The following is a 20,715-nucleotide window of genomic DNA, read 5'->3' as shown; positions in this document are numbered from 1 at the left end:
GCTTGCCACTTAGGGCCAACACCGCTTAAGGTGAAGCCATGGAAACGACGGAAACCACGGAAACGCTGGGATCCGCCGCCGAAGTGACCGTGCCGCCCACGACCGCGTACGTCCGGGTCAGGTGGATCGCCGACTACTTCGACGTCGGTCTCTCGACCATCTACGCGGCCATCGAGAGCGGTGAGCTCCCCGCCATCGGTGTCGGAGCCAAGAAGGCCCTCCGAGTTCGACTCGCTGACGTGCGGGCGTACGAGCAGAGCCGCCAGATCAAGCCCAAGGTCGCCGCACTCGTGGCATGAAGAAGGGCCCGGTGCGCGAACACCGAGCCCTGATGCAGACCCTGCCCTACCTGCTCAATCAGGAGGCGTGATCCGACATGAACCAGGATCGCACGAAGTCCCAGTCCTCTCTCCCCCGCCCCGACTTCCACTCCGAGGCCCTGCGTCGGGCGAGCATCGCTGACATGGCCGTCTCCCGGTCGGCGCGGCGGACGTTCGCCGAGATGAAGCCGGGGTTCACCCGGCAGCCGGTGCTCCAGCTCGCGCCGAACGTCCGCTTCCTGCCGACGGCCGTGTGGGACGACGGTGACGGAGACGTCAGCGACGTCTGCCCGTTGTGCGAGCACTGGACGTGCATCTGCGGCCAGGGCTCGACCGCCCCGGTCCCGTCCGCCCGCGCCGCCGCGCCGAAGGCGGTGGCCTGAGATGGCGGACCGTGAGCTGAGCCCCGACGAGATGCGCGCCGTCGAGCTGCTCATGCAGCTCCAGGCCCTGTCCCCCGCCAGCGAGGCGACCGCCGCCCGAATCACCGTCCGGATGGCCGACGGTACCTACCTGGGTGACGCGCTGCTGTCCGAGGACGCGGTGAACCGGCTCAACGACGCCACCTTCGCGATGGCCACGGACATCCCGGCCAGCCCGGCGCAGGACGACGAGGACCACACGGGCGGCGTGGACTGGCTCACGATCGCCCAGATCGAGGACATCTTCGTGAAGGCGGGCCTGGACGGCAGCATGGACGGGGACGTCCTGTGAGCAGCTACCCCGAGCGTCACAAGCCCGGTGAGATGGCGCCGATTCCGCCCCGCACCCAGCCGGTTCCGCCGCTGGATGAGGACGGTCTCGGCGGGGTCCTGGAGGACACGGCCGGCTTCCACCCCGGGGTCGACATGATCCGTGACGGGATCCGCCTCCTGGCCCTGGACCGGCTCACGGTCGAGGACACGAAGAACGTCCTGGCCGCGCTCGCCGGGTTCGAGCAGAGCGTCGTCACCGCGATCGGGTTCCTCGTCGAGCGGCTCACGAACCCGGACACGAACCCCGCGCTCGACGTCCTGGACGCGGAGACGGCGAAGCGGGTGCAGACGTACGGCGAGCAGTACCGCTACGAGCTCGCCGAGTTCGGCCCCCGCCAGCACGCCGCCGAAGCCATCGGCCTCATCGACGGCATCTGAGGAGAACCCCATGCACGTCATCGACGAGAACGTGATCTGGCCCAGCCTCGGCCGGAACGGCACCACTGTCCGCGCCCGGGTCCTCTCTGACGACGGAGCCACCGCGCAAATCCAGATCGAGGACTGCGGTGTGCACGCCCGGCAGGGCCAGGTCCACCAGGTGCCCTCGGACGCCGTCCGCTACCGCCACTGACTGCCCCCACACCCGCTGGGGCCCGGCACCACCTGCCGGGCCCCTCCCCGACCACACCCTCAAGGAGCACCCATGCCCTCGTACCAGTTCACCGGCGAGCAGCTCACCGACATCATGAACCGGCTCCGCCCGTACCTCCCGGCCAAGCTGACCACCGTCACGCCGGGCACCTACAACATGCGCTACACCTTCACCCCGTTCACCGGCCTGGAGCCGGAGCCGACCGAGCCCGACCGGTACTGGGAGGACCCGAAGCTCGCCTACAAGCACCTGGACGAGGAGGCCGGCCGACCGGCCGCCGACAAGACCGAGCACCAGCTCAGGAACCTCGCCCGCGAGATCCTCAGCGACATCTACCAGCAGGCCCGCATCGAGTGGAAGAACGCCCGGCACGTCGCGGAGCTGAAGACCACCGTGCGGGACGCCGGTGACCTGTGGAAGGCGCACAACCAGGCCGAGCGGGCCGTCGAGGCCGCGTTCGCGTACCTGCGGGACCCGGCCGCCGCGAAGGAGTGGCCGTCCGCCGTCTCCCGCCTGGTCGACACCCACGACACCTACCTGACCGCCGCGATCGCCTTCGACGAGCGAGCCCAGGAGATCGCCGAGGTCCACGACCGGAACATGCACGAGGAGATGCTCGGCTACGACGAGGCACTCAAGGCGGCCGGGTTCCCCGAGGCCAAGGACTGGCCGATCTGCTCGACCGACGAGTACGGCACCGACTACCAGGGCGAGTACCGCAAGTACACCGCCGCCGGTAAGGCCCAGCGCCTGATCAAGCAGCAGGAAGCCCACGTCGCCAAGGTCAACCGCCTCACCGGCCAGCCCACCGCCTGACCATCCAGCGAGCGGGGTCCGGCCCGGGAGCCGACAACGGGCCGAACCCCCACCCCTGAACCACGACCACCCAGGAGTCGACATGGCCGAGACCTTCGAGACCATTCGCTACACCGCTGACGTCGTCGTCACCACCACCGACGGGCGCGTCCTGCTCATCGAGCGCGGGTGGGACCCGCACCAGGGCCAGTGGGCACTGCCCGGCGGGCACGTCGACTCGGGCGAGACCAGCCGCGCCGCTGCGGCCCGCGAGCTAGCCGAGGAGGCCGGCGTCTACGCGGCGCCCGAGGAGCTCACCCAGATCGGCGTGTTCGACGCCCCGTCCCGGGACCCGCGCGGCAGGTACGTGACCGTCGCCTACCACCTGGAGGTCGTGTCCCGCACGCCCATCGAGGCGGGCGACGACGCGACCCGCGCCCAGTGGTGGCCCCTGAGCGACCTGCCGACGCTCGCCTTCGACCACGCCACGATCCTCGACGCCGTCCGCACCACCAGCATCTGACCCTCCTCACCGCGAAGGACCCCCTGATGACCGAGAAGAAGCCCACCTCCCGCGTCCGGATCAACCTCGGCGGTCGCCGTACGACCCCGAAGCCGGACAAGCCCACGAGCACCAACAAGCCCGCCTCCCGCGTGAAGTTCAACCCCCGCCGCGACTCGTAGCCCACCTCATCAGAGACCTCACCGAAGGAGCCCGCCATGGCCCTCCTCATCACCCTCGCGTTCATCCTCCCCGGCATCGCCGCGACCGTCGCCGCCTACGCGCAGCGCCGCAACGTTCCCCGTGCCACCGTCACCTGCCCGGTCGACGGCTGCGGCGCCCGGATCGACATGACCGGCGCGGCGCCCACCGAGCGGTCCCGCCTCACCGCCCTCGCCACCGACCACTCCCGCCACGGGGGTGCGCTGTGACCGCCGCCGCGCTCCGCGCCCCGACCGGCGACCCGGCCAGCTGGATGCCGGCTGACTTCGACGCCTACGAGATCACGGTCAAGACCACGAACCCCGCCTTCGACGAGGCCGCCGCCACCGGCCGGTTCGTCCTCGGCCTCCACGCCGAGGACGGCCAAGTCGTCGTCGACCTGGCCACCGCCGAGAGCCTCGCCGCGCGCCGTCTCACCGCCACCGTTCGCCGCCTGATGACCGGTACCACCCGCTCCAGCAAGACCCTCCCGCTCTCCGCCCCGGCCACCGCCGCCTGAACCCCGGAAGGACTCCGTCCATGCTCTCCCAGATGCAGAACGCGGCCGAGCAGGTGCCCGTGTGGGCATGGGCCGTCCTGCTCTCCATCACCCTCGTCTCGACCCTGACCTTCGGCTACCGCCTCGCCACCAAGCGTCAGACCCGCGTCAACCTGAGCAAGACGGCCGACCCCACCAAGCGCCGTAACCGCATCGGCTTCGCCGGCATGGGCCTCGTCATCGTCGCTGGCCTCGCCCTGTCCACGAACACTTCGGCTCGCTTCGCCGAGAAGCGCCTCCACATGGACGCCCCCTGGCACACGACGGTCGGCCTCGTCCTCGAGGCCATTGTCATCGGCCTGTCCTTCTACGCCTGGGCGTTCAACGACAAGGGCGCCACCCGCGTCGCCTACCTCCTCGTCCTCGCCCAGGCCGTCGGCGCCATCGAGGTCGTTCGCCAGGAGCACGAGGACATCGGTACCGCGCTCGTCCGCATCGTCGGCCCCGTCATGCTCGCCTACGGCCTCCACAAGCTCCTCGGCCTCGAGGCCAAGCTCGGCAAGGTCGAGATCAAGTCCGACAGCCTGATCGCCCGTGCCTGGCGCGACCGCCTCAAGCGCCTGGAGTCGAAGCTCGGTATCGGGTCCCGCGGCGCGGACGCCGAGTCGATCAGCCGCCGCAACGCGCAGGACAAACTCGTCGCGCTCGTCACGCTCGGCAAGCCCTGGCTCATGGGCAAGCGGGCCTACGAGAAGGCCCTCATGCGCGCCGGCGACGCCTCCTTCCACGGCATCGCCGACACCCTCGACGAGTTCGGCGTCGAGATGCGGATCACCACCCGCATCGACCGTATGCGGGCCTTCAAGGAGCTCCCCGACCGCAACGAGAAGTACGCGCTCCGCTCCCTGCGCCCCGCCCTTGGCGCTCAGGGCGCACCTGCCCCGGCGGGCGACGACGGCAACGCTCTGACCAGCGAGGGCGCACCGGGGCGCACCTCCGAGCACGGTGCAGGCGCGCCCGGGGCGAACCTGGGCGAGGCGCAGGCGAGCGGAGGGCTCACCGAGGGCGTGCTCGACCGCCGGGCCCTCGCCTTCGACGTGTACTTCGACCTCCGCAAGGGCGACCAGGCGCCCTCCCAGAACGCGTTCGAGAAGGCGTGGCGGGACAAGGGCTACGGCCTGAAGACGGACGACATCCGGGCCCTCTACAAGGAAGTCCACAACAAGATCACCGGTCACAACGCGTAACCCCCGCCAGTGCTGAGAGAAGGAACCCCCGTCATGCCCGCACCCCTCCTTGTCGCCTCGGTCGCCGGGACTCGCCCTCCGGCCGTAGCGCCCCGCCCGGTCGTCCCGTCCACCCCGCGGTCCTCCCGCGCGCCGCACCCGCTGCGGGTCCCGCCCCTGCCTCCCGCGCCGCCGACGTGGGGGCAGCGGCTGGTCCCCCGCCCTGCCCAGCAGCTCCTCGCCGGGCTCGGCATGTGGCAGACCGGCACCCCGCTCCCGCCGTCCCTACACCTCCTGCACACCCTCTCGGTCCTCGAGACGTACGGCTGGTGCAAGTCCCTCGACCTGGACCCCGCCGGCCGACTGTGCATCCGCGGGGCGCAAACCCTCCTGGAGAAGACCGGGCACGTCACCCCGAACGCCCGGGAGCGGGCCGTCGACCACATGCACACCGTCCTCGAGGCCGCCGGGGTTCGTATGCAGTTCTTCGCCTGGAACGACCTCCCCGGCCGCACGTTCCCGCACGTCAAAGCCCTTCTCACCCGCGCTGCCGAGCACGCCCACACGATCGGAGACTGACCCGTGCACGCCCCCCGCGACAACGAAGAGTTCGAGCGCATGATGCAGAACTCCGGCTTCGGCCAGACCCCGGAGCCCTCCCACTGGGACGGCTACAACACCCCCACCACGCCCGCGGGCTACGACCCGAACCCCTACGGCCCTCCCACCAACCACCCGACGGGCGCGTTCACGCAGGCCAAGCCCGGTCTGACGAAGCGCGGGAAGGTCGGTCTCACCGCCGTCGCCGTCGTCCTCGTCGGCGGCGCGTACATCGGCTACCAGTCCCACACCGCCACCGTCGCCGAGAACCAGGCCCACGCCAAGGAAATGGAAATCCAGGCGCAGCTCCTGCGAATCGAGGAACTGAAGGAACTCAACCGGGCCAACGAAACGAAGCGGAATTCCCTCAGCACCGAGGAGAAGACCCGACAGGCGTCCGTGGATTCCTGCGTGAAGACCGACAAGGAAATGGTCGGGAAGGGATTCGGATCGCCGTCCTACCGCGAGGTCATCGACAACTGCCTCGCCCAGTACGGCGGCGAGAAGAACACCACCCGCTTCGACACCGCTGCGGCCAGCACCCCGATCACCACCACGGCGACCGGCGGCACCGCGGCCGGGGGCGGCGAGGAGGGCGTCAGCGGCTTCCTTGTGCTGGGCATCGGCGCGTTCGCCGTGCTTGCTTTCGGCGCCGCGAAGCGCGGCACCCGATCTGACACTGCGTGACCTACCTACCGACCTACCGCCCGCCACACAGGCCCATCGGCCGGTCCCGAAGATCCGATGGTCGCCCTGAACAGGTTTTTTCGGGGTGGTAGGTCGGTCGGTAAGTAGCCCGATGATTCACAGAGAGTGAGGAATGTGATGGCGGTCGACACGGCCCCCGCAGCAATGCCCAGCCCCGACGAGCCGCCCGCCACCGGGCCCGGCTTCCTGGCTTCGATGCTCACGCCGGTCGAACCCGCCCGCCCCATGACCACCGCCGCCATGACCGCCGGCCCGGTCCCGGGAGCAGCCCCCGGCGCTACGCCCACCGGTATGTCGAGCGCCGCGTTCCACGAGGCCCCGGAGAACACCACGGAAAAGGACGCGAATTCCGCTGCTGGGAACCGGTCGAATTCCGGTAACCGGCCGAAGGAAAGCGTGATTCGGGCGTGGCTTCTGGCTGCTGCGGAACGTTGGCGGAAGGGTGCGGGAGCGAATATCAAGCGCCTGGAGGTCAAGAAGGCGCAGGCCGTGGCGGACGCCGCTCTCGCCCGGAAGCAGCCGGTGAACCCGACGCCGAAGCAGCCCTCCGGCACGAGCTCCGCTGGCACCAAGAGTCCGGCTCCGAAGCCCGGCCCGGCGCCGCGGCTTGTACCCGCGCCAAAGCCGTCCCCCGTCCAGGCTCCGAAGAGCCCGGCGCCCACGCCCGCCCCGAAAGCACCTGCGCCGAAGAACAGCCCCCGTTCCACTCCGAGCCCGGCGCCGGCGCCGCCACTCAAGAAGACCGAGTCGTCCAAGAGCCCCGCCCCCGCGCCGTCCCCGAAGAAGCTGGCGGACAAGACCACCACCGCGACCGACCCCGCACCCGCGCCGAAGACCGCACCGCAGAAGACCGCCCCCAGCCCCGTGAAGCCCTCGAAGGACAGCAAGGCGCCGTCGGACGGTTCCGGTTCCAGCAAGGCGCCCAGCAGCCCGGGGAAGAGCCCCATGGGCGGCGGCTCCGGTACGGGTGGGGGCACGCCGAAGGGGAGCAGCGAGAAGAGCTCCAACGGTGCCGGATCCACCACCTCACGCGGCGCCGGCCGCACCCCGGACAAGACGGCCGCCGACAAGGGCAAGGGCTCCGGCCCCGGCGCGGCCGACCGGCCAGCGGCGCCCACCCCCCGCACCGGAGACCACAAGGACACCAGCAAGAGCGGATCCGGCAAGGGCCCGAAGTCCTCAAGCGCGCCCGACAGCAAGGAAACCGCCCCGGACACGGCCGCCAAGAAGACCGACGCGTCCACCGACGGGAAGAAGACCAGCCCAGACGGCACCACCGACCCGGAAGACGCCGCGAGCAAGCCGATGCTCACCCGCGGCGCCCGGGAGACCGGATACCGCGACGGGCACCGCGCCGGCCGCGCCGCCGCCAAGGGCCGCGCCTACGGACACGGCTTCCAGGACGGCTGGACCTCGGCCATGGACGCCGCCGACGACGAGAAGAACCGCCTGGACCGCGCCCGCGACCTCCGCAAGGAGGAACGAAAGGAACCCCCGATGCCCACAGCCCCGACCGCGCCGCCGGTCCCGCCCAAGCCGACCACGCCCCCGGCCCCCACCGAGCCAGCCCCGGCCACCCCGCTCACCGTGACCGGCGTCGACGCCACCCACGTCCACCTCGGCCCGGACGCCAACCGCCCGTCCATGTCCCGCGGCGAAGTCCGCAACCTGAAGGGCTTCGAGCGGCGCCTGGTCGAGAACCAGGGCCAGGTCCAACTCGTCGCCGAGGCCACCAAGGGCCTCGCGTTCCACGCCACCCAGCAGGCTGACCGGGTCACCCAGCTCCTCGACCAGGCCAAGGCCGTCAAGGGCGGAGACAAGCTCCTCGAGAAACTCACTCGCCTCCAGGACAGCGCGCAGGCCCAGGTCGCGCTCGCTCAGGAAGCTCACCGGCGGGCGGTACGCGGAGCTGATTCCACCGGCGCCGTCCTCGCCAACACGATGACCCGCTACGGCCCCATCTACCAGGCCGTCGTCGACTCCGACGAGACCGCCCCCGCCGAGCTCCGCTTCTACAAGGGATGACCACGATGCCTGACCTGACCTACACCCAGCTCGTCGCAGCCGTCGCCGTCATGGAGAAAGGCATCGCCCGCGCGGCCGACCAGATCCGGGAGCGCACGGAACAGATCGACGTGATCGCCGAGACAACCGCCCGCACCGCAGACGGCATCACCGCCCTCAACGTCGACTCCGCAACCGTGTCGGAGACCCGCGAGCTCGCCCAGATTCTGCGGGGCGTCAGCGAGGCGGTCATCGCGTATGCCGCCGCCGGCGACACGACCGCGAAGGCCGCCGGCGCCGCGCTCGACCAGGCCCGCACCACACACTCCGGGATCAAGGAGCAGTTCGACCGCGCCCCGGTCGACCTCAGCGACGTCAACCGCGAGTGGCTCCGCCAGGAGTAGCCCCCAGCCCTTCGAGGGGCCGGACCTCTCCGGCCCCGCACCCCCGGTATCGCCCCGCAAGCCGACCAGCCAACCGCCCCTGATGGAGACCCCCGTGAACACGACCGCCCCCGTCACCACCGGCACGGTCCGGTCGGCCGCCACCGAACGCGCCGTCGCGGCCGCCACCAGCCTCGCCCCGATCGTCACCAGCGTCGGCGCCCCGCTCCTGGACGGCAGCGCCGCGTTCGTCGCCACCCTCGCCTACGGCGCCGGGGCCGGGTTCCTCGCCGCGAACTACATGAACCGCCTCCCGGCGACCGTCCTCGCGCAGATCCCCGGCGCCGACATCGTCCGCGCCCACCGCGTCCCCCTGTTCGCCTCCACCCTCACCACCGGCATGGCACTCGCTGCCGGAACCCTCGGCGGCCCCGCCGGCTTCGACGCCCTGTTCGCCGGCATCGCCACCCTCCCTTCCATCCCCGGGATCCTGTCGCTCGGCTGGTGGGCAGGCGTCGGGTTCGCACCGTTCACGCTCCGCCGCGTCCTGCGCCGCAAGAAGACCACCGCCTCGGCCGCCCCGCTCCCGGCCACCCCCGGCGCCGTCTCCTACACCCCGGACCCGCGCCAGATCGCCATCACCCCGGCCGAGCAGATCCTCCAGTCCTGGGGCCGCCACATCTCCCACCCCACCGGCGGCGCCCACAAGATGCAGGTCCTCACCCTCCGCACCGTGGCCGCCGACCGATGGACCGGCAGCATCACCGCCCCCGTCGGCACCAGCGTCAACGTCACCCGCGAGACCGTCTCCTCCGTCTACCAGGTCCCCACCGACTGGATCCTCATCCACGGCGGCACCCACTCCGGCGAACGCCACATCACCGTCAACTACACGCCGCCCGCCGAACTCGACCCCACCACCCTCGCCGGCGCCTGGACCAAGTACGTCGCCACCACCGTCATGAAGGGCTCCCACCTCGAGCAGGTCCAGGAAGACCCCGCCACCGGCGGCGAAGTCGCCGTCGTCGTCGCCAACGAGGACACCCCACGCCTCGTCACCCCCGCCCACGAAGACCTCGTCGGCGCCCTGCGCACCAACACCCTCCTGTGCTCCTACACCCCCACCCCCGGCGACCCGCGCCGCGGCGTCATCCGCCTCATGAAGCACAACCCCCTCCAGGAAGGCACGCCGTTCCCCGGCACCCACGTCCTGAAAATCTCCGACGGCGGATACGTCCAGATCGGCCGGCACGTCTCCGGGTTCCCCGCCCGCCTGCAGTTCACCGACCCCGTCCTCGGCGCCCGCCACCTCTTCATCGCCGGCGTCACCGGCTCCGGCAAGGGCGGCCTCGTACAGATCGTCGCGCTCGCCGACCACGTCAACGGCCACGCCATCATCTACGGCGACCCCAAGGGCTCCTCCAACCCCGACGTCGAGCTCATGGCCTGTTACTCCGGCCTCGGCGACGACGGCATCATGGGCGCCCTCCGCGTCGCCTACGCCCTGCTCCAGTTCCGGATCGCCGAGTCTGCCCGGCTGAAGATGAAGAACTTCGTCGCCACCCCCGACCGGCCCTGGGTCCGCGTCATCATCGACGAGGCCCACGTGCCGCTGACCGAGCTCGTCGAGACCAGCAAGGAAGCGAAGATCATCGTCGATGCGCTGGCTGCCAAGGCCCGCTCCCTCGGCATCATCCTCGGGATCGTCAACCAGGCCGTGAACGCCGACAAGCTCGGCGGATCCACCGCTATCCGTACGAACGTCATCCAGGGCGGGTCCCTCGTCATGCTCCGCACCGACAGCGACCAGGCACACCTTGCCTCCACCGGGTTCGAGGGCATCGACCCCGGGTCGATCCCCGCGGCCTGGGACGTCGAGAGGCCCCTCATCTACGACGAGGAGGTCGCCATGAAGGACCCCAAGTCGACCTTCGGCCTCGGCTATGTTCTCGGCCCCGGCGGCGCAGCCGAGATGATGCGCACCTTCGTCCTTGAGTCCGCCGCCCCCTACGTCGACACGAACGCCGTCGCGTACCCGGCGGACTGGCCGGACTGGGACCTCCGCCACGAGATCGCCTCCACGCCCGTCATCGGCGACGGGAAGGCCCCCGACTACAACGGGGACATCGACGGCGGCCTGCCCCCGTCCGTGTTCACGCCGAAGAAGCCCGAGACCGCCGAAGACAAGGTCGTCGCCGCCATCAAGGAGTTCACCGACCCCGCCGGTCTCGAGACCATCTACGTCCGCAAGGACCAGATCGCCGCCCTCAGCGGCCTGAAGGAGAACACCCTCAACAACACGCTCACCAAGCTGAAGAAGGCCGGCACCATCCACCAGCAGACCGACGAGCACGGCAACGTCGTCCGCGGCGTGTACGCCCTCGGCCGCGGCCCGGCCGACACCCCGGACACCAACGACGAGGACGAGACCAGCGACTGAAGCGACCGAACCCCCGGCCTCCCACCACAAACAGCAGCAGCGGGCCCGGGGGATGACACCTCAGACAAACCGCGCCCGGCCTGCCACCATGGATCCCGGAAGCAGACGCGTTCCTCTTCTTGTTCGCAGGTGTCCCCGCGCCGCCGTCAAGATGTCTGCCGACAAACCCGGCCCCGCCAGTCACCCCCGTGCTGGCGGGGCCGCCCCATTCCCCGAGGAAGAGGAAAGGGGCAGCCCGGCCGAAGCCGCACTGCCCACCGGGTTGATCGCTTCCTTCCACCCGTAGGTGGTTCTTCCTGCCCGCCCACAGGCGGTGCAGTCCACGAGCGTTCTACGCCCCATTACCCGGAAGAGGCCGAGTCTCCGAGGAGACGACCTCACCGTACCCGCGTCGGACGAGAACCCCGGCAAGGCGCGCCCCACCATCCCTCCCGCGAGGAACCCGCCTGGACGCCGATCGGCAGCCGCCATATCCGTCAGGTCCCGCACTCCAGGCCGGCTACCTCACCGGCTTCCACACCTCACACCGCTCCGAGGTGAACTGCCCGTCAGAGGACCTGATCGTCACCGTGATCCTCCGCGCGCTGGTCGCGAAGTTGTTGTCGATGATCTCCCCGCCCTCGGTCGTCCGCTCCCAGTAGCAGCCGTCCATCTTCCCCACCGCCTGATACGTGCCCGGCGGGATCGTCTCGTCCTCCCCGTCCTTCGCCGGCTTCGACGACACCACGTACGTGCCGTTCCCGAACCAGCGCTCGTACTTCCCCGACACCGCCTGCTTCAACGTCGCCGTCCACTTCGGGCACAGCTTCGGGATCCCCGCCTGCAGGATCGCCTTGCCATCCCCGTCCAGGTAGTGGCCCTCCGCGAGCCACTGCGGCCGAGAGGACATCTCGACACCGCTCGTCGGCAGCGAGGTGCACATGTCCTGCACGAACGCCGAAGCCGAGTCGTACGCACCGTCGGTCGACCAGCCCTTCTCATCGGCGAGCCGATCGATGTCCCCCTCCGGTCCCGGCGGATACGTCGGCTCCTCCGTGGCGTACGGATCCTCCGTCGAGAACGGCAGCTCCGTATCTGTCACCTCGACCGCTGGTGTCTCGCTCACCACAGTCGGCGCCGCCGACGCCCCGTCACTGCTGCCGCCCCCGCAGCCCGTTCCCAGCACCGCCACCACCAGCACACCGGCCGCCGCGGCCCCCACCCTGCGTATCTGTCTCATCCGCGCAGAATGCCACCGCAGGGCCGCCGGGGCATCACAAACGGCCTGATCGGGGATCATCACAGGTAAGGCGCGGGGCCCCACAACCACATCACGGGAGCCCCACCGTGCCCGCCTCCAACGCCCACCAGGCCGAAGTCGCCCACCGGCGCGCCAAGCTGATCCGCCTGCGCCGCCAAGCCGTCCCCTTTGACGACCCCCGCATCGTCAACGACCTCGGCTACTCCTCCGCCGGCGCCGCCCGCAAGGACCTGATCCGCGCCCTGGAATCGAACCGCGACGACGAGGCCGCCGAGGCATCGGTGTACCGGCAGCAGGAGAACGAACGCCTGGACGCCCTCCTCGCCGCGGTCTGGCCGCAGGCCACCGAGAAGCGCCCCATCATCGGCAAGGACGGCGAGTACGTCGGCGAAGGCGTCGACATCCGCGCCGTGGATACCGTGCTGCGTCTCATCGACCGCCGCGCCAAGCTGAACGGCCTGGACATGCCGGCCGCGGTCGAAGTGTCCGGCCCGGGCGGCGGGGCGCTGCGGCTGGACGCGGTGAACCTGGCGCAGCTGAACGAGCTCATCGCGACCGCCGGCGACCCGGACGGCGCCGAGGGGGAGGACGAGGAGGACCTGACCGGCGGGTACGCCCCCGAAGACGAGGACGACGATGACGACGTCTGACCACGCCGTCGTCGACCTGGACGTCGTCTCCGAGGCCGAGGCCCTCACCCGGCTCACCGCTGCCTACCGCAAGCTGAACCGCGTCGAGCGTCGCCGTGTTGCGCGCCGCGCCAGCCCCGAGGTGCGCGCCGTCCTCGCCACCGTCGAGCGGACCATGGCACTGGAGCGTTCGCCCGGGTCGATGGCGGCGATCCTCACCGACGGCCGTGAGATGCAGGCCCCGCACCTCGACTTGATCGACGGCCTGTTCAGGCGGATCGCGCGCGGCGAACGCATCAAGGCTCTGATCACGATGCCGCCCCGGCACGGCAAGTCCCGGCGCGCCGCGCGCTGGGCGCCGCTGTGGTACCTGGCCCGGCACCCCGACCACCGCATCATGATCGCCTCATACGGTGCCGACCTCGCCGAAGAGCACTCCCGGTGGATCCGTGACGCCATCCAGACCTACGGCCCGCAGATCGGCCTCGCCCTGCACTCCGGCAGCAAGGCCGCCGGCCGGTTCGACCTTGCCGACCCGGTCACCGGCGACAGGTTGGAAGGCGGACTCGTCGCCGCGGGTGTCGGAGGCGGCCTGACCGGCAAGGGCGCCCACGTCGCTCTGGTCGACGACCCAATCAAGGACGCGGCCGACGCCGAGTCCCCCACGATGCGCCGCCGCCTGTGGGACTGGTGGACCGCCGTCCTCAACACCCGCATGGAGCCCGCCGGGTCGATCATCGTCATCCAGACCCGGTGGCACGAGCAGGACCTCGCTGGCCGGATCCTCGAAGGCCAGGACACCTCCGACTGGATCAAGCTCGACCTCCCGGCGATCTGCGACTCCGAGGACGATCCCCTCGGCCGTCCGATCGGCGCCGCGCTGTGGCCCAAGCGGTACGGACGCCGCGCGCTCGAGGCCATCCGCCGCGCGGTCGGCGAGCGCGTCTGGTGGAGCCTGTACCAGCAGAAGCCCCGCCCGATGGAGGGCGGGGTGTGGCAGTGGCCGTGGATCACTGACCACCGCATCGGCCCTGTCGCGTTCCGCGGTGTCGACCTGTCCCGCATCGTCGTCGCCGTCGACCACGCCGGCGGCGGAGACGACGCCCATGACGAGACCGGCCTCGTCGCAGCAGGCCGTACTACCGACGGCCACATGTACGTCGTCGCGGACAAGTCGAAGCGGATGGGCGCCGAAACGTGGGGCGAGAAGGCCTGCCGCCTCGCACTCGAAGTCGACGCCGACGCGATCGTCGTGGAGGCGAATTTCGGCGGCGACATGGCCAAGCAGATCGTCATGCAGGCGTGGAACAAGCTCGCCGACACCGGCCAGACGAAGGGCCGGCTGGCGCCCGCGATCATCGAGGTCCACGCCAAGCAGGGCAAACGCCTGCGCGCCGAGCCGATCGCGCAGCTCTACGCCCAGGGCCTCGTCCACCACGTCGGGGAGCACCCACGTCTCGAGGGGCAGCTCGTCACGTGGATCCCGGGCATGGACTCCCCGGACCGCATGGACGCCGCCGTGCACGCCCTGACCGAGCTGGCCGACCCGGCCGCGGTGTCCACGGGCAGCGGGTCGTACGCGGACCAGCGGCTCGCCGGGCGGCGATGACCCCGACTGCATATGCCGGTGGCTGGTTCGTGCACGCCTCTGGCGTCCCCGACCGGCCCGGTGGCAGGGTGAGGCCACGCGGTACACATCCCCCGATGCGACACCGCACTGGCCCCGCCGTGCGTCGCCCGCGAGGGCGGGGCCGCGCCACCTCCCGGCTCCCCACGGGAGGCCACAGGCGCGCCCAGGGGGCTGAGCGGGCCTGTGGCCACTACGCGATGATCAGAGGGCGCCGTCGATGGAACCGGTGGCACGCAAGTGGGTGACCACCCTTTCGGCCGTCACGTGCCCCAGGTCGTCAAGGTCCGCGTTGAACGCCGCCTGGTCGTACAGCCAGGGATTGAACCGGTCCCCGGTCAGTACCACCTGAAGAGTTCGGCCGCGAAGGGAACCGATACGTCCCCCGCGATCGGTGAGCACGCTCTTGGCCTCTTCAACGGTGAGGAGTTCGTCCCGGTCCTGAGAGCTCGGGCGGCAGCCGTTCCACAGGGCGGCGAGCACCGCGGCCCGGTCAAGGCCGCTGATGTCGACGCCGTAGTCGCCTCCCTCGACGACCTCGGTCACCAGGTCACGGTCAGCGAGTTCCTTCTGGTCGCGTACGTACCGAAGGAGAGCGGACGGAAGGATCTCGTAGTCCTGTCCCAGCTCATCCCAGGAGGCTCCGCAGGCGCGGGCCAGGATCAGCTGATCCCTCAGGCACAGCCCACCCAGAGCGTGCAGGTGCTCCCGGTCCGCGTCGGTGGCGACGTCCAGGCGCACGTGAATGCTCTCCTCGGCGTAGTCGTTGGCCTGACGCATGACCGACACCACCTCGAAGTGGTGGGAGTCCTGCCAGTGCAGGTGCTCGCCCACGCGGGGAACCTGACGGAAGCCCCAGAGGACGTCGCCGTCCAGGTTCCACTCGACGTCGGAGTGGTCCTTCCAACGCTTGGGGAACCACAGGGTGACGGTCTGGAGCTGGTCGTCGTTGGTCTGGTCCTGGTCCATGCTCACTCCGGTCTCGACTCGATGTTCTCGGCGGCCGCACGGTCGAAGCGCTAGGGCTTCATGTCAGGTGCGGTCGGTTCGAAAGCCCCGTCTGAGGCTCGGCCCTGCGCGTGCAGGGTGTGCGCGGCCGCGGGTGTCTTCGGGGGCCGCCGTCCCCGCTCAGGCAGGGAAGAGAGGAGCTAATCGATCGTAGGGCCAAGGCCCTTGCTCAGCGGCGGCCGTCGCGGATCTGGTAGATCCGGGCACGGCTGAGGCTGGCGGCGGCGGCAATGGAGATGACGCTGGCGCCAGCCTCGATGGCGTCGCGGATGGCGGCGTCGCGGGCGGCCTCCGCGTTGTCGAGCTGCCTGACGGCGTCTTCGACGGCCTCGAGGGCCCGCTCGCGAGGGCTATCGGTGGGGGCGTTGCTGAGGGCCTCGGCAAGCACCTCCCACTGGTCATCGAGCGGCGTGCCATCGTCGTCGGTGTCGATGTCGCAGTTGTCGACGAGGGCAATAACGTCCGCGCTCTTGATGACGTCGTACTCGTCGCCGCGGTCGACCTCGTTGATTCGGCCGTGGAAGAGGTCCTGGATCTGTTCGGTGGTGATGTTCATGGCGGGTTCCCCCTTCCGGCGCCACCTTGTGTAGCGCGCTACACATAGATTGCCGGGATGCTCTACCGATGTCAAGCGCGCTACACACCCAAGGGAGTGCGAGTGCCGCACCCAAGACGAACAGCTCTGTCAGTACCGCGTGCCACCCTGTACGGGCCTGGCGGCGCCCATCCCTGAAGCCGATGCCGCCGCCGGGCACCCCGAACACGGCAGAGGAGCGAGCAATGCAGAACTTCAGGGTCACGTGGACGCAGGACGGCCAGCCGAAGCGGTCCGGGGTCGCGTACGACCTGCCGAGCGCCGAGCACCGAAAGGTGCGCCTGGAGCAGGAGACCGGCGTGGCGGACGTCGAGATCGTCCCGGAGAAGCCCGGCGTGTAGCTGGTAGAAGGACGACATGACGCACACGCTGGACCCCGCCCGCACCCAACTCCTCACCCGCCTGCAGACCCTTCCCCGGTTCCAGAGCCAGGACGAGGCCTTGCTCGCCCGGCGCCTGGCGAGGATGACCGACCGGCAGGTCGCCGCAGTGCTCGCCATGGCGGACGAGGAGTTCCACGCGGACCCACCCGCCCCCACTCCGCAGTACGCGCCGGCCAGCGACCCCACGCCCGTCATCCTGTGGAATCACGCCGACGGAGGGTGACTACTCCTCCATGCGGTCGTCGACCGTTGGCACCCCATAGGGTTTCGACCATGAACCCCGAAACGATGACGCGAGTAGTGGCGCTTCTCACCGAATCCAGCCAGTGGACCGGGCCCGGAGGCAAGGAGAGGGCGCTGCGCGAGGCGGGAGGGCCGCTCGAAGAGCTGCTGCAGGACCTCGTGAAGGTCGATCTGGAGATCGAGCCGGATGCTACGCCGACCGAGGTGGTCCAAGCCGTATGCCAGGCGCTCAGCCCACGAGTTACCGATGTCATCAGCGCATTCACCGTGGCCTTCCGCCAACTGGCCGCCGAACACGACCGGTTCGACCCTCAGATCACTTCGGCCGACGTACTGCGAAACCTGGGAGTACGGGCCGCTCAGCGATCCTGACCGAGGCCAGGCCCCCGGCGCACCGATCCGGGTGAGCCGGGGCCACCGCGAAGACAGGACACGCTCCTCCGCTGCCACCCCGTCCTCGGCGCCCGGTAGCAGGGAGGCCCCGCGCGCCCGTTACGCGGCCACCGGGGCGCTCGCGGCGTCCGGCTGAGCCTTCGGGTGCTGCTTCAGCGCCATACGGGCCTTCACCAGCCCGGCGTTCTTCTCCAGGGTGTCCCAGTACGGGTGCGTGGATACGGCGATCGACAGCTCCCGGACGAGGTCCCACAGGCGCTTCTCCTCGGCTTCCTGCTCCGGCGTGTAGCCGGGGGACGCCTCACGGCCGCCGGTGACCTCTCCGGTATGCGGGTGCACCGTGCCGGGCCAGCCGGCCAGCGGCTCCACGGACCAGGGCAGGGCGCGGCACAGCGCGGTGTGCTCGGCGCGGGCCTGGTGCAGCCGCTGCTGGAGCTCGATCAGGTCATCGGGAAAGGGGAAGGTGTCTGCCACACCAGAAACGTACCTCTGTTCGATTTACGGAGGCTAGTCACACACGCCACCTGCGGTTACGGTCACCCCAACGGGCGCACACCACAGCCCGAAGCACGGGAGGGGACACGCATGAGCGACACCGGATGGGGCCTCGGGCCGAAGGACGTCGGATGGGGCCGCCGCGACATCGGCTGGGGCATCGTGACCGACCCCGGCTGGGGCCTGCGCGATCCCGAATGGGGCGCGGCCGCCGACCCGAACTGGGACTGACCAGGAAGGGCCCGTACCGACTCGGTACGGGCCCGCTCGCCTCATCCCTCCGTGCGCCACCACCGCAGCCCCTCCGGCTCCGGCCGGTCCTCCCCGTCCGCGGCCGCCAGGACCCTGCCGTACGCCGCCACCCGGTCCGCCGCGTACTCCCGCTGCTCCGTCGTCATCCGCGACGTCACCCACCGCCAGTTCCCCTCCAGCCACACCGTGCACCAGGCGCCGTTCTCCGGCGTGTCCTCGGGATGCCGGGCACCGGAACGGCCGACGGGCGAATGCAGGCGGGCCGCCTCGCGGGCGAGCGCCGCCTCGTACGTCGCCCGGTACACCTCACAGGCCGCGCACGACGGGCCCGTGCCGTCGAAGAGCGGCGTCCCCTCCACGGACCGGCCGCACAACGACTGCCCGACCAACCACGCCCCGGCCCGCTCGTGCCACGTGTACAGGGCCAGGTGCACGGCCTCCGGCTCGTCGGGGAGCAGCAGGTGGCCGGCGGCGACGAGGTAGCGGCGCCGCGGGTTGAGGCCTTCCTCGGCCGTGGCCAGGTACTCGCTCACCGGTGGCCCCCGCCCGCAGCGACGGCCGCGGCCAGCGCGATCCATCCCTTGTGCCACGCCTGGTCCAGCAGCGGACCCGCGCCCGGGTCCCGGGTGAGCCAGCCCGCCTTCCCACTGCGGTGCGCCGCCCGGACGAGGACGGGCGCGCCGTCGGTCTCGGCCCAGTGGCCGGCGCACCGGTCCGCGACGTAGTGGGTGACGGCAGACACCGCGAGCCCGGCGGCCATCCGCCGCCACGACAGCCCGAGACGCAGCCCCCGGTTCGCGGCGGCCAGGGCGACGGCCTGCGTGGCGGTGTACGAGGCGACATGCCGGGCGCACGCGATCCGGCCCTCCCGCCCGGGGCGGCCCTTGGCGACCGCGTCCCGGTCCTGCTGGACGATGTAGTCGCCGACGTCGTGCGCGGCGGTGAGAACGGCGTACGAGGCGGCGAAGCGTTCGGCCGTGGAGGCCATGGTCCCCTCCCAGGGGTGCATGTGACGATGAGTAGCTACCCGCTAGTTGCAGGCCGGTGGAGCTGTCTAAGATGTCCGTTTCTTCGAAGCCTGGAATGCTTCAGAGGTGACGGTCAGTCGTAGTCGTGCCCCACGTCCGTCAGATCTCGGTAGTTCGGGTAGCAATCTCGAAGGGCCTGAATAGCGCACCTGGTAAATCCGAGCATCGTTCCTCCGCCCGTACAGAGTGTGGTTGGTAGCGGGCCGGTCCCCAGCCTGGCGCTGGACCGGCCCGCGATGCCGTTCCGCAGGACCAAGATGAGAGTGACCCGGGTCACCCCGCGCGGTTCTTGGCTTCCTTCCGGGCCCGGCGCCGCTCCGTCCGGTACGCCCGCTCCCCCGCCCAGCACGCCTCGCACGGCTCCTCGCCGCGCGCCACGTGCGCCGCGTACCCAGCATGGTCACCGTGCCGACGAGGCCGGCCGTCAAGGATCCCCGCCCGGCAGGCCAGGAGAACGGCGTGGGTGATGTTCTGCGCCCCCAACTTCCTGGCCAGACGGTGCGCCAGGCTGTTCACGCTCTTCTCTCGGAGCCCCAGCCTATGAGCGATCACCGCGTAGGTGGCGCCTTCAGCAGCACCCGAGAGGACCGCGATCTCATTCGGGGTCAGAGACGGGCCGGGCCCGGCACTGGAAGGTGCCGGTCCCGGGGAGTTCCGTACGACACTCACGCGGCACGCTCCCTTCCCAGCGTCATCAGGTGCTCGTGGATGCGCCGGTTGTGCTCGGCGTCCGCGAGCGCGTGGTGCGCACCGGCCGGCTGCTCCGGGAGCCGCGGGTTGCCGGCGTCGTACGCGTACAGCCGGGCCTCCGAGGCATCGGTGTCGGCGAAGTACCGGGTGACGTCGCCTCGGATGGTCTCGAGCGGCTTCACGTCCTGGTGCGCCAGGTCCAGCACGCTCGGGTGTCCGCGGCGGGGGTGGTTCATGCGCGGCAGGAACCTCCAGACGTTGTTCACCATCCACGGGACGGCAAGCACCGCGTCCGTGTCCATGTCACGGTTGACGGCGTAGTACGAGCGACCCCGGTCGTCGGTGAGCCCGATGGAGACGAGGCCTCGGTTGGTGGGGTCAGCGGGCAGGAACTCGGTGTCGAGGTAGACGCGGCGAACGGTCATGCTCAGATCTCCTTCACGACGGTGGCGGGCTGCACACGGGTGCGGCCACGGTTGTAGCGCGGCACCGGGTCCGTCGCGGGGACGAGCACACGGTCGTCGCTGTCGAGCTCGGCCACCTCTCCCAGGAGGGTTGTGTGGCTCAGCTCGCCGCCCAGGCTCTTGCCGACCCGCGCGGACAGGCGCTCCGTAACGGTGAGGTCGCCGGCCTCTTTCTCCTCCGCGGCTTGGACGATGTACGCCTCCGCGCGCGGCACGCCCTCGAACGTTTCGTCGAGCTCGGTGAGCAGCGTGGTGAACTGCTCCTGCCACTCCTCCGGCATCGACTGCAGGAGCGTGCGGGGGATGACCAAGTAGTTGGCGTAGGAGAGGCCGAAGTAGGTGTGGATGTCGCAAGCCATGGTGGGCTCCTTCCGGCTGTCGCTGGTGAGGTGGTTGATGCCGTGCCGGGCCGAGATCTGGGCGGGCTTGTAGAGGGTCTCCCGGACGCATGGGGTGAGGCCGCATCGGCAGTTGGCGCAGGGCCAGCAGAACGGCTGCTCGCGGTAGTTGCGGTAGGTGACGTCGGGGCTGCCGCAGACGCAGCACTTATCGGCGGGCTGGGTCACAGGTACTCCCCGGTGGGGACATCCTCGACGGGCCGCTGCTCGTCGTCGGTGTGGTCGTAGGGGTGGCGGGGTGTGTC

32 protein-coding genes are annotated in these 20,715 nt (G+C 70.5%); 22 read left to right on the top strand and 10 right to left on the bottom strand.

What is annotated here, in order from left to right:
- The first annotated feature begins 38 nt into the window (after positions 1-38).
- The 13 genes from ACH4TP_RS38185 (at position 39) to ACH4TP_RS38125 (ending at position 6,177) form a co-directional block, all read left to right on the top strand.
- The gene (locus ACH4TP_RS38185) at positions 39-299 is read left to right on the top strand and encodes a helix-turn-helix domain-containing protein (RefSeq protein WP_398440489.1); all 261 of its coding nucleotides are present in this window, start codon (positions 39-41) and stop codon (positions 297-299) included.
- Positions 300-376: 77 nt separating this feature from the next.
- Positions 377-703, top strand: a complete 327-nt coding sequence (locus ACH4TP_RS38180) for a hypothetical protein (protein ID WP_398440488.1) — start codon at positions 377-379, stop codon at positions 701-703.
- Position 704: 1 nt separating this feature from the next.
- On the top strand, positions 705-1,034 hold the full coding sequence (locus ACH4TP_RS38175; RefSeq protein WP_398440487.1) for a hypothetical protein: 330 nt from the start codon (positions 705-707) through the stop codon (positions 1,032-1,034).
- Complete coding sequence (locus ACH4TP_RS38170; protein WP_398440486.1) at positions 1,031-1,453, top strand: hypothetical protein; 423 nt, start codon at positions 1,031-1,033, stop codon at positions 1,451-1,453. The genes ACH4TP_RS38175 and ACH4TP_RS38170 overlap by 4 nt, the downstream gene beginning before the upstream one ends.
- Before the next feature lie 10 nt (positions 1,454-1,463).
- Positions 1,464-1,646 (top strand): hypothetical protein, encoded by a 183-nt coding sequence (locus tag ACH4TP_RS38165; protein WP_398440485.1) that lies wholly within the window; start codon positions 1,464-1,466, stop codon positions 1,644-1,646.
- Between the two features lie 72 nt (positions 1,647-1,718).
- Complete coding sequence (locus ACH4TP_RS38160; protein ID WP_398440484.1) at positions 1,719-2,483, top strand: hypothetical protein; 765 nt, start codon at positions 1,719-1,721, stop codon at positions 2,481-2,483.
- Positions 2,484-2,565: 82 nt separating this feature from the next.
- Positions 2,566-2,985 (top strand): NUDIX domain-containing protein, encoded by a 420-nt coding sequence (locus ACH4TP_RS38155; RefSeq protein ID WP_398440483.1) that lies wholly within the window; start codon positions 2,566-2,568, stop codon positions 2,983-2,985.
- 26 nt (positions 2,986-3,011) lie between these two features.
- Entirely contained in the window at positions 3,012-3,146 is a 135-nt protein-coding gene (locus tag ACH4TP_RS38150; RefSeq protein WP_398440482.1) for a hypothetical protein, read from the top strand.
- 36 nt (positions 3,147-3,182) lie between these two features.
- Complete coding sequence (locus ACH4TP_RS38145) at positions 3,183-3,395, top strand: hypothetical protein (protein ID WP_398440481.1); 213 nt, start codon at positions 3,183-3,185, stop codon at positions 3,393-3,395.
- Positions 3,392-3,685 (top strand): hypothetical protein, encoded by a 294-nt coding sequence (locus tag ACH4TP_RS38140; protein ID WP_398440480.1) that lies wholly within the window; start codon positions 3,392-3,394, stop codon positions 3,683-3,685. The genes ACH4TP_RS38145 and ACH4TP_RS38140 overlap by 4 nt, the downstream gene beginning before the upstream one ends.
- A 20-nt stretch (positions 3,686-3,705) precedes the next feature.
- Positions 3,706-4,911: a hypothetical protein gene (locus ACH4TP_RS38135; RefSeq protein ID WP_398440479.1), complete on the top strand. Its 1,206-nt coding sequence runs from the start codon at positions 3,706-3,708 to the stop codon at positions 4,909-4,911.
- A gap of 33 nt (positions 4,912-4,944) precedes the next feature.
- Positions 4,945-5,469 carry a hypothetical protein gene (locus ACH4TP_RS38130; RefSeq protein ID WP_398440478.1) on the top strand — a complete coding sequence of 175 codons (525 nt, stop codon included), beginning with the start codon at positions 4,945-4,947 and terminating at the stop codon, positions 5,467-5,469.
- A 3-nt stretch (positions 5,470-5,472) separates the two neighbouring features.
- Positions 5,473-6,177: a hypothetical protein gene (locus ACH4TP_RS38125; RefSeq protein WP_398440477.1), complete on the top strand. Its 705-nt coding sequence runs from the start codon at positions 5,473-5,475 to the stop codon at positions 6,175-6,177.
- Between the two features lie 5 nt (positions 6,178-6,182).
- On the opposite strand, the gene ACH4TP_RS38120 is transcribed toward ACH4TP_RS38125, so the two are convergent.
- Positions 6,183-7,145 (bottom strand): hypothetical protein, encoded by a 963-nt coding sequence (locus ACH4TP_RS38120; protein WP_398440475.1) that lies wholly within the window; start codon positions 7,143-7,145, stop codon positions 6,183-6,185.
- Here ACH4TP_RS38120 and ACH4TP_RS38115 point away from each other — a divergent pair.
- From ACH4TP_RS38115 to ACH4TP_RS38105, 3 genes are all read left to right on the top strand, one after another.
- On the top strand, positions 7,144-8,223 hold the full coding sequence (locus ACH4TP_RS38115; protein ID WP_398440474.1) for a hypothetical protein: 1,080 nt from the start codon (positions 7,144-7,146) through the stop codon (positions 8,221-8,223). The two genes, ACH4TP_RS38120 and ACH4TP_RS38115, sit on opposite strands and share 2 nt — an antisense overlap.
- Positions 8,224-8,228: 5 nt before the next feature.
- Positions 8,229-8,606, top strand: a complete 378-nt coding sequence (locus ACH4TP_RS38110) for a hypothetical protein (RefSeq protein WP_398440473.1) — start codon at positions 8,229-8,231, stop codon at positions 8,604-8,606.
- 94 nt (positions 8,607-8,700) lie between these two features.
- Complete coding sequence (locus tag ACH4TP_RS38105) at positions 8,701-11,025, top strand: hypothetical protein (RefSeq protein WP_398440472.1); 2,325 nt, start codon at positions 8,701-8,703, stop codon at positions 11,023-11,025.
- Between the two features lie 499 nt (positions 11,026-11,524).
- Here the strand turns inward: ACH4TP_RS38105 and ACH4TP_RS38100 are convergent, their stop codons facing one another.
- A complete protein-coding gene (locus ACH4TP_RS38100; RefSeq protein ID WP_398440471.1) occupies positions 11,525-12,244 on the bottom strand; it encodes a hypothetical protein in 720 nt (239 codons plus the stop codon).
- Positions 12,245-12,351: 107 nt separating this feature from the next.
- On the opposite strand from ACH4TP_RS38100, the gene ACH4TP_RS38095 reads away from it, so the two are divergent.
- Entirely contained in the window at positions 12,352-12,915 is a 564-nt protein-coding gene (locus ACH4TP_RS38095; RefSeq protein WP_398440470.1) for a hypothetical protein, read from the top strand.
- The gene (locus tag ACH4TP_RS38090; protein WP_398440469.1) at positions 12,902-14,503 is read left to right on the top strand and encodes a terminase large subunit domain-containing protein; all 1,602 of its coding nucleotides are present in this window, start codon (positions 12,902-12,904) and stop codon (positions 14,501-14,503) included. The genes ACH4TP_RS38095 and ACH4TP_RS38090 overlap by 14 nt, the downstream gene beginning before the upstream one ends.
- 222 nt (positions 14,504-14,725) lie before the next feature.
- Here the strand turns inward: ACH4TP_RS38090 and ACH4TP_RS38085 are convergent, their stop codons facing one another.
- Together ACH4TP_RS38085 and ACH4TP_RS38080 are read right to left on the bottom strand one after the other, a co-directional pair.
- A complete protein-coding gene (locus ACH4TP_RS38085; RefSeq protein WP_398440468.1) occupies positions 14,726-15,490 on the bottom strand; it encodes a hypothetical protein in 765 nt (254 codons plus the stop codon).
- A gap of 208 nt (positions 15,491-15,698) precedes the next feature.
- Complete coding sequence (locus tag ACH4TP_RS38080) at positions 15,699-16,085, bottom strand: hypothetical protein (protein ID WP_398440467.1); 387 nt, start codon at positions 16,083-16,085, stop codon at positions 15,699-15,701.
- 224 nt (positions 16,086-16,309) lie between these two features.
- Here ACH4TP_RS38080 and ACH4TP_RS38075 point away from each other — a divergent pair, with 224 nt between their 5' ends.
- The 3 genes from ACH4TP_RS38075 to ACH4TP_RS38065 are packed head-to-tail and all read left to right on the top strand — an operon-like array spanning position 16,310 to position 17,122.
- Complete coding sequence (locus ACH4TP_RS38075) at positions 16,310-16,465, top strand: hypothetical protein (protein ID WP_398440466.1); 156 nt, start codon at positions 16,310-16,312, stop codon at positions 16,463-16,465.
- A gap of 16 nt (positions 16,466-16,481) precedes the next feature.
- Positions 16,482-16,730, top strand: a complete 249-nt coding sequence (locus ACH4TP_RS38070) for a hypothetical protein (RefSeq protein WP_398440465.1) — start codon at positions 16,482-16,484, stop codon at positions 16,728-16,730.
- A gap of 50 nt (positions 16,731-16,780) precedes the next feature.
- On the top strand, positions 16,781-17,122 hold the full coding sequence (locus tag ACH4TP_RS38065; protein WP_398440464.1) for a hypothetical protein: 342 nt from the start codon (positions 16,781-16,783) through the stop codon (positions 17,120-17,122).
- Between the two features lie 120 nt (positions 17,123-17,242).
- Here the strand turns inward: ACH4TP_RS38065 and ACH4TP_RS38060 are convergent, their stop codons facing one another.
- Positions 17,243-17,617: a hypothetical protein gene (locus tag ACH4TP_RS38060; protein WP_398440463.1), complete on the bottom strand. Its 375-nt coding sequence runs from the start codon at positions 17,615-17,617 to the stop codon at positions 17,243-17,245.
- A 111-nt stretch (positions 17,618-17,728) separates the two neighbouring features.
- Here ACH4TP_RS38060 and ACH4TP_RS38055 point away from each other — a divergent pair, with 111 nt between their 5' ends.
- Entirely contained in the window at positions 17,729-17,869 is a 141-nt protein-coding gene (locus ACH4TP_RS38055) for a hypothetical protein (protein WP_398440462.1), read from the top strand.
- Positions 17,870-17,910: 41 nt separating this feature from the next.
- Here the strand turns inward: ACH4TP_RS38055 and ACH4TP_RS38050 are convergent, their stop codons facing one another.
- The 5 genes from ACH4TP_RS38050 to ACH4TP_RS38030 form a co-directional block, all read right to left on the bottom strand.
- Entirely contained in the window at positions 17,911-18,423 is a 513-nt protein-coding gene (locus ACH4TP_RS38050; RefSeq protein WP_398440461.1) for a hypothetical protein, read from the bottom strand.
- Entirely contained in the window at positions 18,420-18,878 is a 459-nt protein-coding gene (locus tag ACH4TP_RS38045; RefSeq protein ID WP_398440460.1) for a hypothetical protein, read from the bottom strand. Before ACH4TP_RS38045 ends, ACH4TP_RS38050 begins: the two co-directional genes overlap by 4 nt.
- A gap of 313 nt (positions 18,879-19,191) precedes the next feature.
- Positions 19,192-19,587 (bottom strand): helix-turn-helix transcriptional regulator, encoded by a 396-nt coding sequence (locus ACH4TP_RS38040; RefSeq protein WP_398440459.1) that lies wholly within the window; start codon positions 19,585-19,587, stop codon positions 19,192-19,194.
- On the bottom strand, positions 19,584-20,033 hold the full coding sequence (locus tag ACH4TP_RS38035) for a hypothetical protein (protein WP_398440458.1): 450 nt from the start codon (positions 20,031-20,033) through the stop codon (positions 19,584-19,586). The genes ACH4TP_RS38040 and ACH4TP_RS38035 overlap by 4 nt, the downstream gene beginning before the upstream one ends.
- A gap of 2 nt (positions 20,034-20,035) precedes the next feature.
- Positions 20,036-20,638: a hypothetical protein gene (locus ACH4TP_RS38030; protein WP_398440457.1), complete on the bottom strand. Its 603-nt coding sequence runs from the start codon at positions 20,636-20,638 to the stop codon at positions 20,036-20,038.
- Between the last annotated feature and the right edge of the window lie 77 nt (positions 20,639-20,715).

The sequence above is a fragment of the Streptomyces sp. NPDC021012 genome, assembly GCF_044333355.1.
GTDB lineage: Bacteria > Actinomycetota > Actinomycetes > Streptomycetales > Streptomycetaceae > Streptomyces.
Note: the sequence above shows the minus strand (reverse complement) of the source record. Positions and strands in the feature narration are given on the sequence as shown.

What these genes read in the sequence shown, in the direction of transcription:
- ACH4TP_RS38160 (WP_398440484.1), top strand. Translation starts at nt 1,719, where the DNA reads ATGCCCTCGTACCAGTTCACCGGCGAGCAGCTCACCGACATCATGAAC.
- ACH4TP_RS38155 (WP_398440483.1), top strand. Translation starts at nt 2,566, where the DNA reads ATGGCCGAGACCTTCGAGACCATTCGCTACACCGCTGACGTCGTCGTC.
- ACH4TP_RS38185 (WP_398440489.1), top strand. Translation starts at nt 39, where the DNA reads ATGGAAACGACGGAAACCACGGAAACGCTGGGATCCGCCGCCGAAGTG.
- ACH4TP_RS38080 (WP_398440467.1), bottom strand. Translation starts at nt 16,085, where the DNA reads ATGAACATCACCACCGAACAGATCCAGGACCTCTTCCACGGCCGAATC.
- ACH4TP_RS38090 (WP_398440469.1), top strand. Translation starts at nt 12,902, where the DNA reads ATGACGACGTCTGACCACGCCGTCGTCGACCTGGACGTCGTCTCCGAG.
- ACH4TP_RS38055 (WP_398440462.1), top strand. Translation starts at nt 17,729, where the DNA reads ATGAGCGACACCGGATGGGGCCTCGGGCCGAAGGACGTCGGATGGGGC.
- ACH4TP_RS38180 (WP_398440488.1), top strand. Translation starts at nt 377, where the DNA reads ATGAACCAGGATCGCACGAAGTCCCAGTCCTCTCTCCCCCGCCCCGAC.
- ACH4TP_RS38120 (WP_398440475.1), bottom strand. Translation starts at nt 7,145, where the DNA reads ATGGGGCTCTTCCCCGGGCTGCTGGGCGCCTTGCTGGAACCGGAACCG.
- ACH4TP_RS38115 (WP_398440474.1), top strand. Translation starts at nt 7,144, where the DNA reads ATGGGCGGCGGCTCCGGTACGGGTGGGGGCACGCCGAAGGGGAGCAGC.
- ACH4TP_RS38175 (WP_398440487.1), top strand. Translation starts at nt 705, where the DNA reads ATGGCGGACCGTGAGCTGAGCCCCGACGAGATGCGCGCCGTCGAGCTG.
- ACH4TP_RS38165 (WP_398440485.1), top strand. Translation starts at nt 1,464, where the DNA reads ATGCACGTCATCGACGAGAACGTGATCTGGCCCAGCCTCGGCCGGAAC.
- ACH4TP_RS38150 (WP_398440482.1), top strand. Translation starts at nt 3,012, where the DNA reads ATGACCGAGAAGAAGCCCACCTCCCGCGTCCGGATCAACCTCGGCGGT.
- ACH4TP_RS38085 (WP_398440468.1), bottom strand. Translation starts at nt 15,490, where the DNA reads ATGGACCAGGACCAGACCAACGACGACCAGCTCCAGACCGTCACCCTG.
- ACH4TP_RS38135 (WP_398440479.1), top strand. Translation starts at nt 3,706, where the DNA reads ATGCTCTCCCAGATGCAGAACGCGGCCGAGCAGGTGCCCGTGTGGGCA.
- ACH4TP_RS38035 (WP_398440458.1), bottom strand. Translation starts at nt 20,033, where the DNA reads ATGACCGTTCGCCGCGTCTACCTCGACACCGAGTTCCTGCCCGCTGAC.
- ACH4TP_RS38100 (WP_398440471.1), bottom strand. Translation starts at nt 12,244, where the DNA reads ATGAGACAGATACGCAGGGTGGGGGCCGCGGCGGCCGGTGTGCTGGTG.
- ACH4TP_RS38145 (WP_398440481.1), top strand. Translation starts at nt 3,183, where the DNA reads ATGGCCCTCCTCATCACCCTCGCGTTCATCCTCCCCGGCATCGCCGCG.
- ACH4TP_RS38045 (WP_398440460.1), bottom strand. Translation starts at nt 18,878, where the DNA reads ATGGCCTCCACGGCCGAACGCTTCGCCGCCTCGTACGCCGTTCTCACC.
- ACH4TP_RS38075 (WP_398440466.1), top strand. Translation starts at nt 16,310, where the DNA reads ATGCAGAACTTCAGGGTCACGTGGACGCAGGACGGCCAGCCGAAGCGG.
- ACH4TP_RS38110 (WP_398440473.1), top strand. Translation starts at nt 8,229, where the DNA reads ATGCCTGACCTGACCTACACCCAGCTCGTCGCAGCCGTCGCCGTCATG.
- ACH4TP_RS38065 (WP_398440464.1), top strand. Translation starts at nt 16,781, where the DNA reads ATGAACCCCGAAACGATGACGCGAGTAGTGGCGCTTCTCACCGAATCC.
- ACH4TP_RS38130 (WP_398440478.1), top strand. Translation starts at nt 4,945, where the DNA reads ATGCCCGCACCCCTCCTTGTCGCCTCGGTCGCCGGGACTCGCCCTCCG.
- ACH4TP_RS38070 (WP_398440465.1), top strand. Translation starts at nt 16,482, where the DNA reads ATGACGCACACGCTGGACCCCGCCCGCACCCAACTCCTCACCCGCCTG.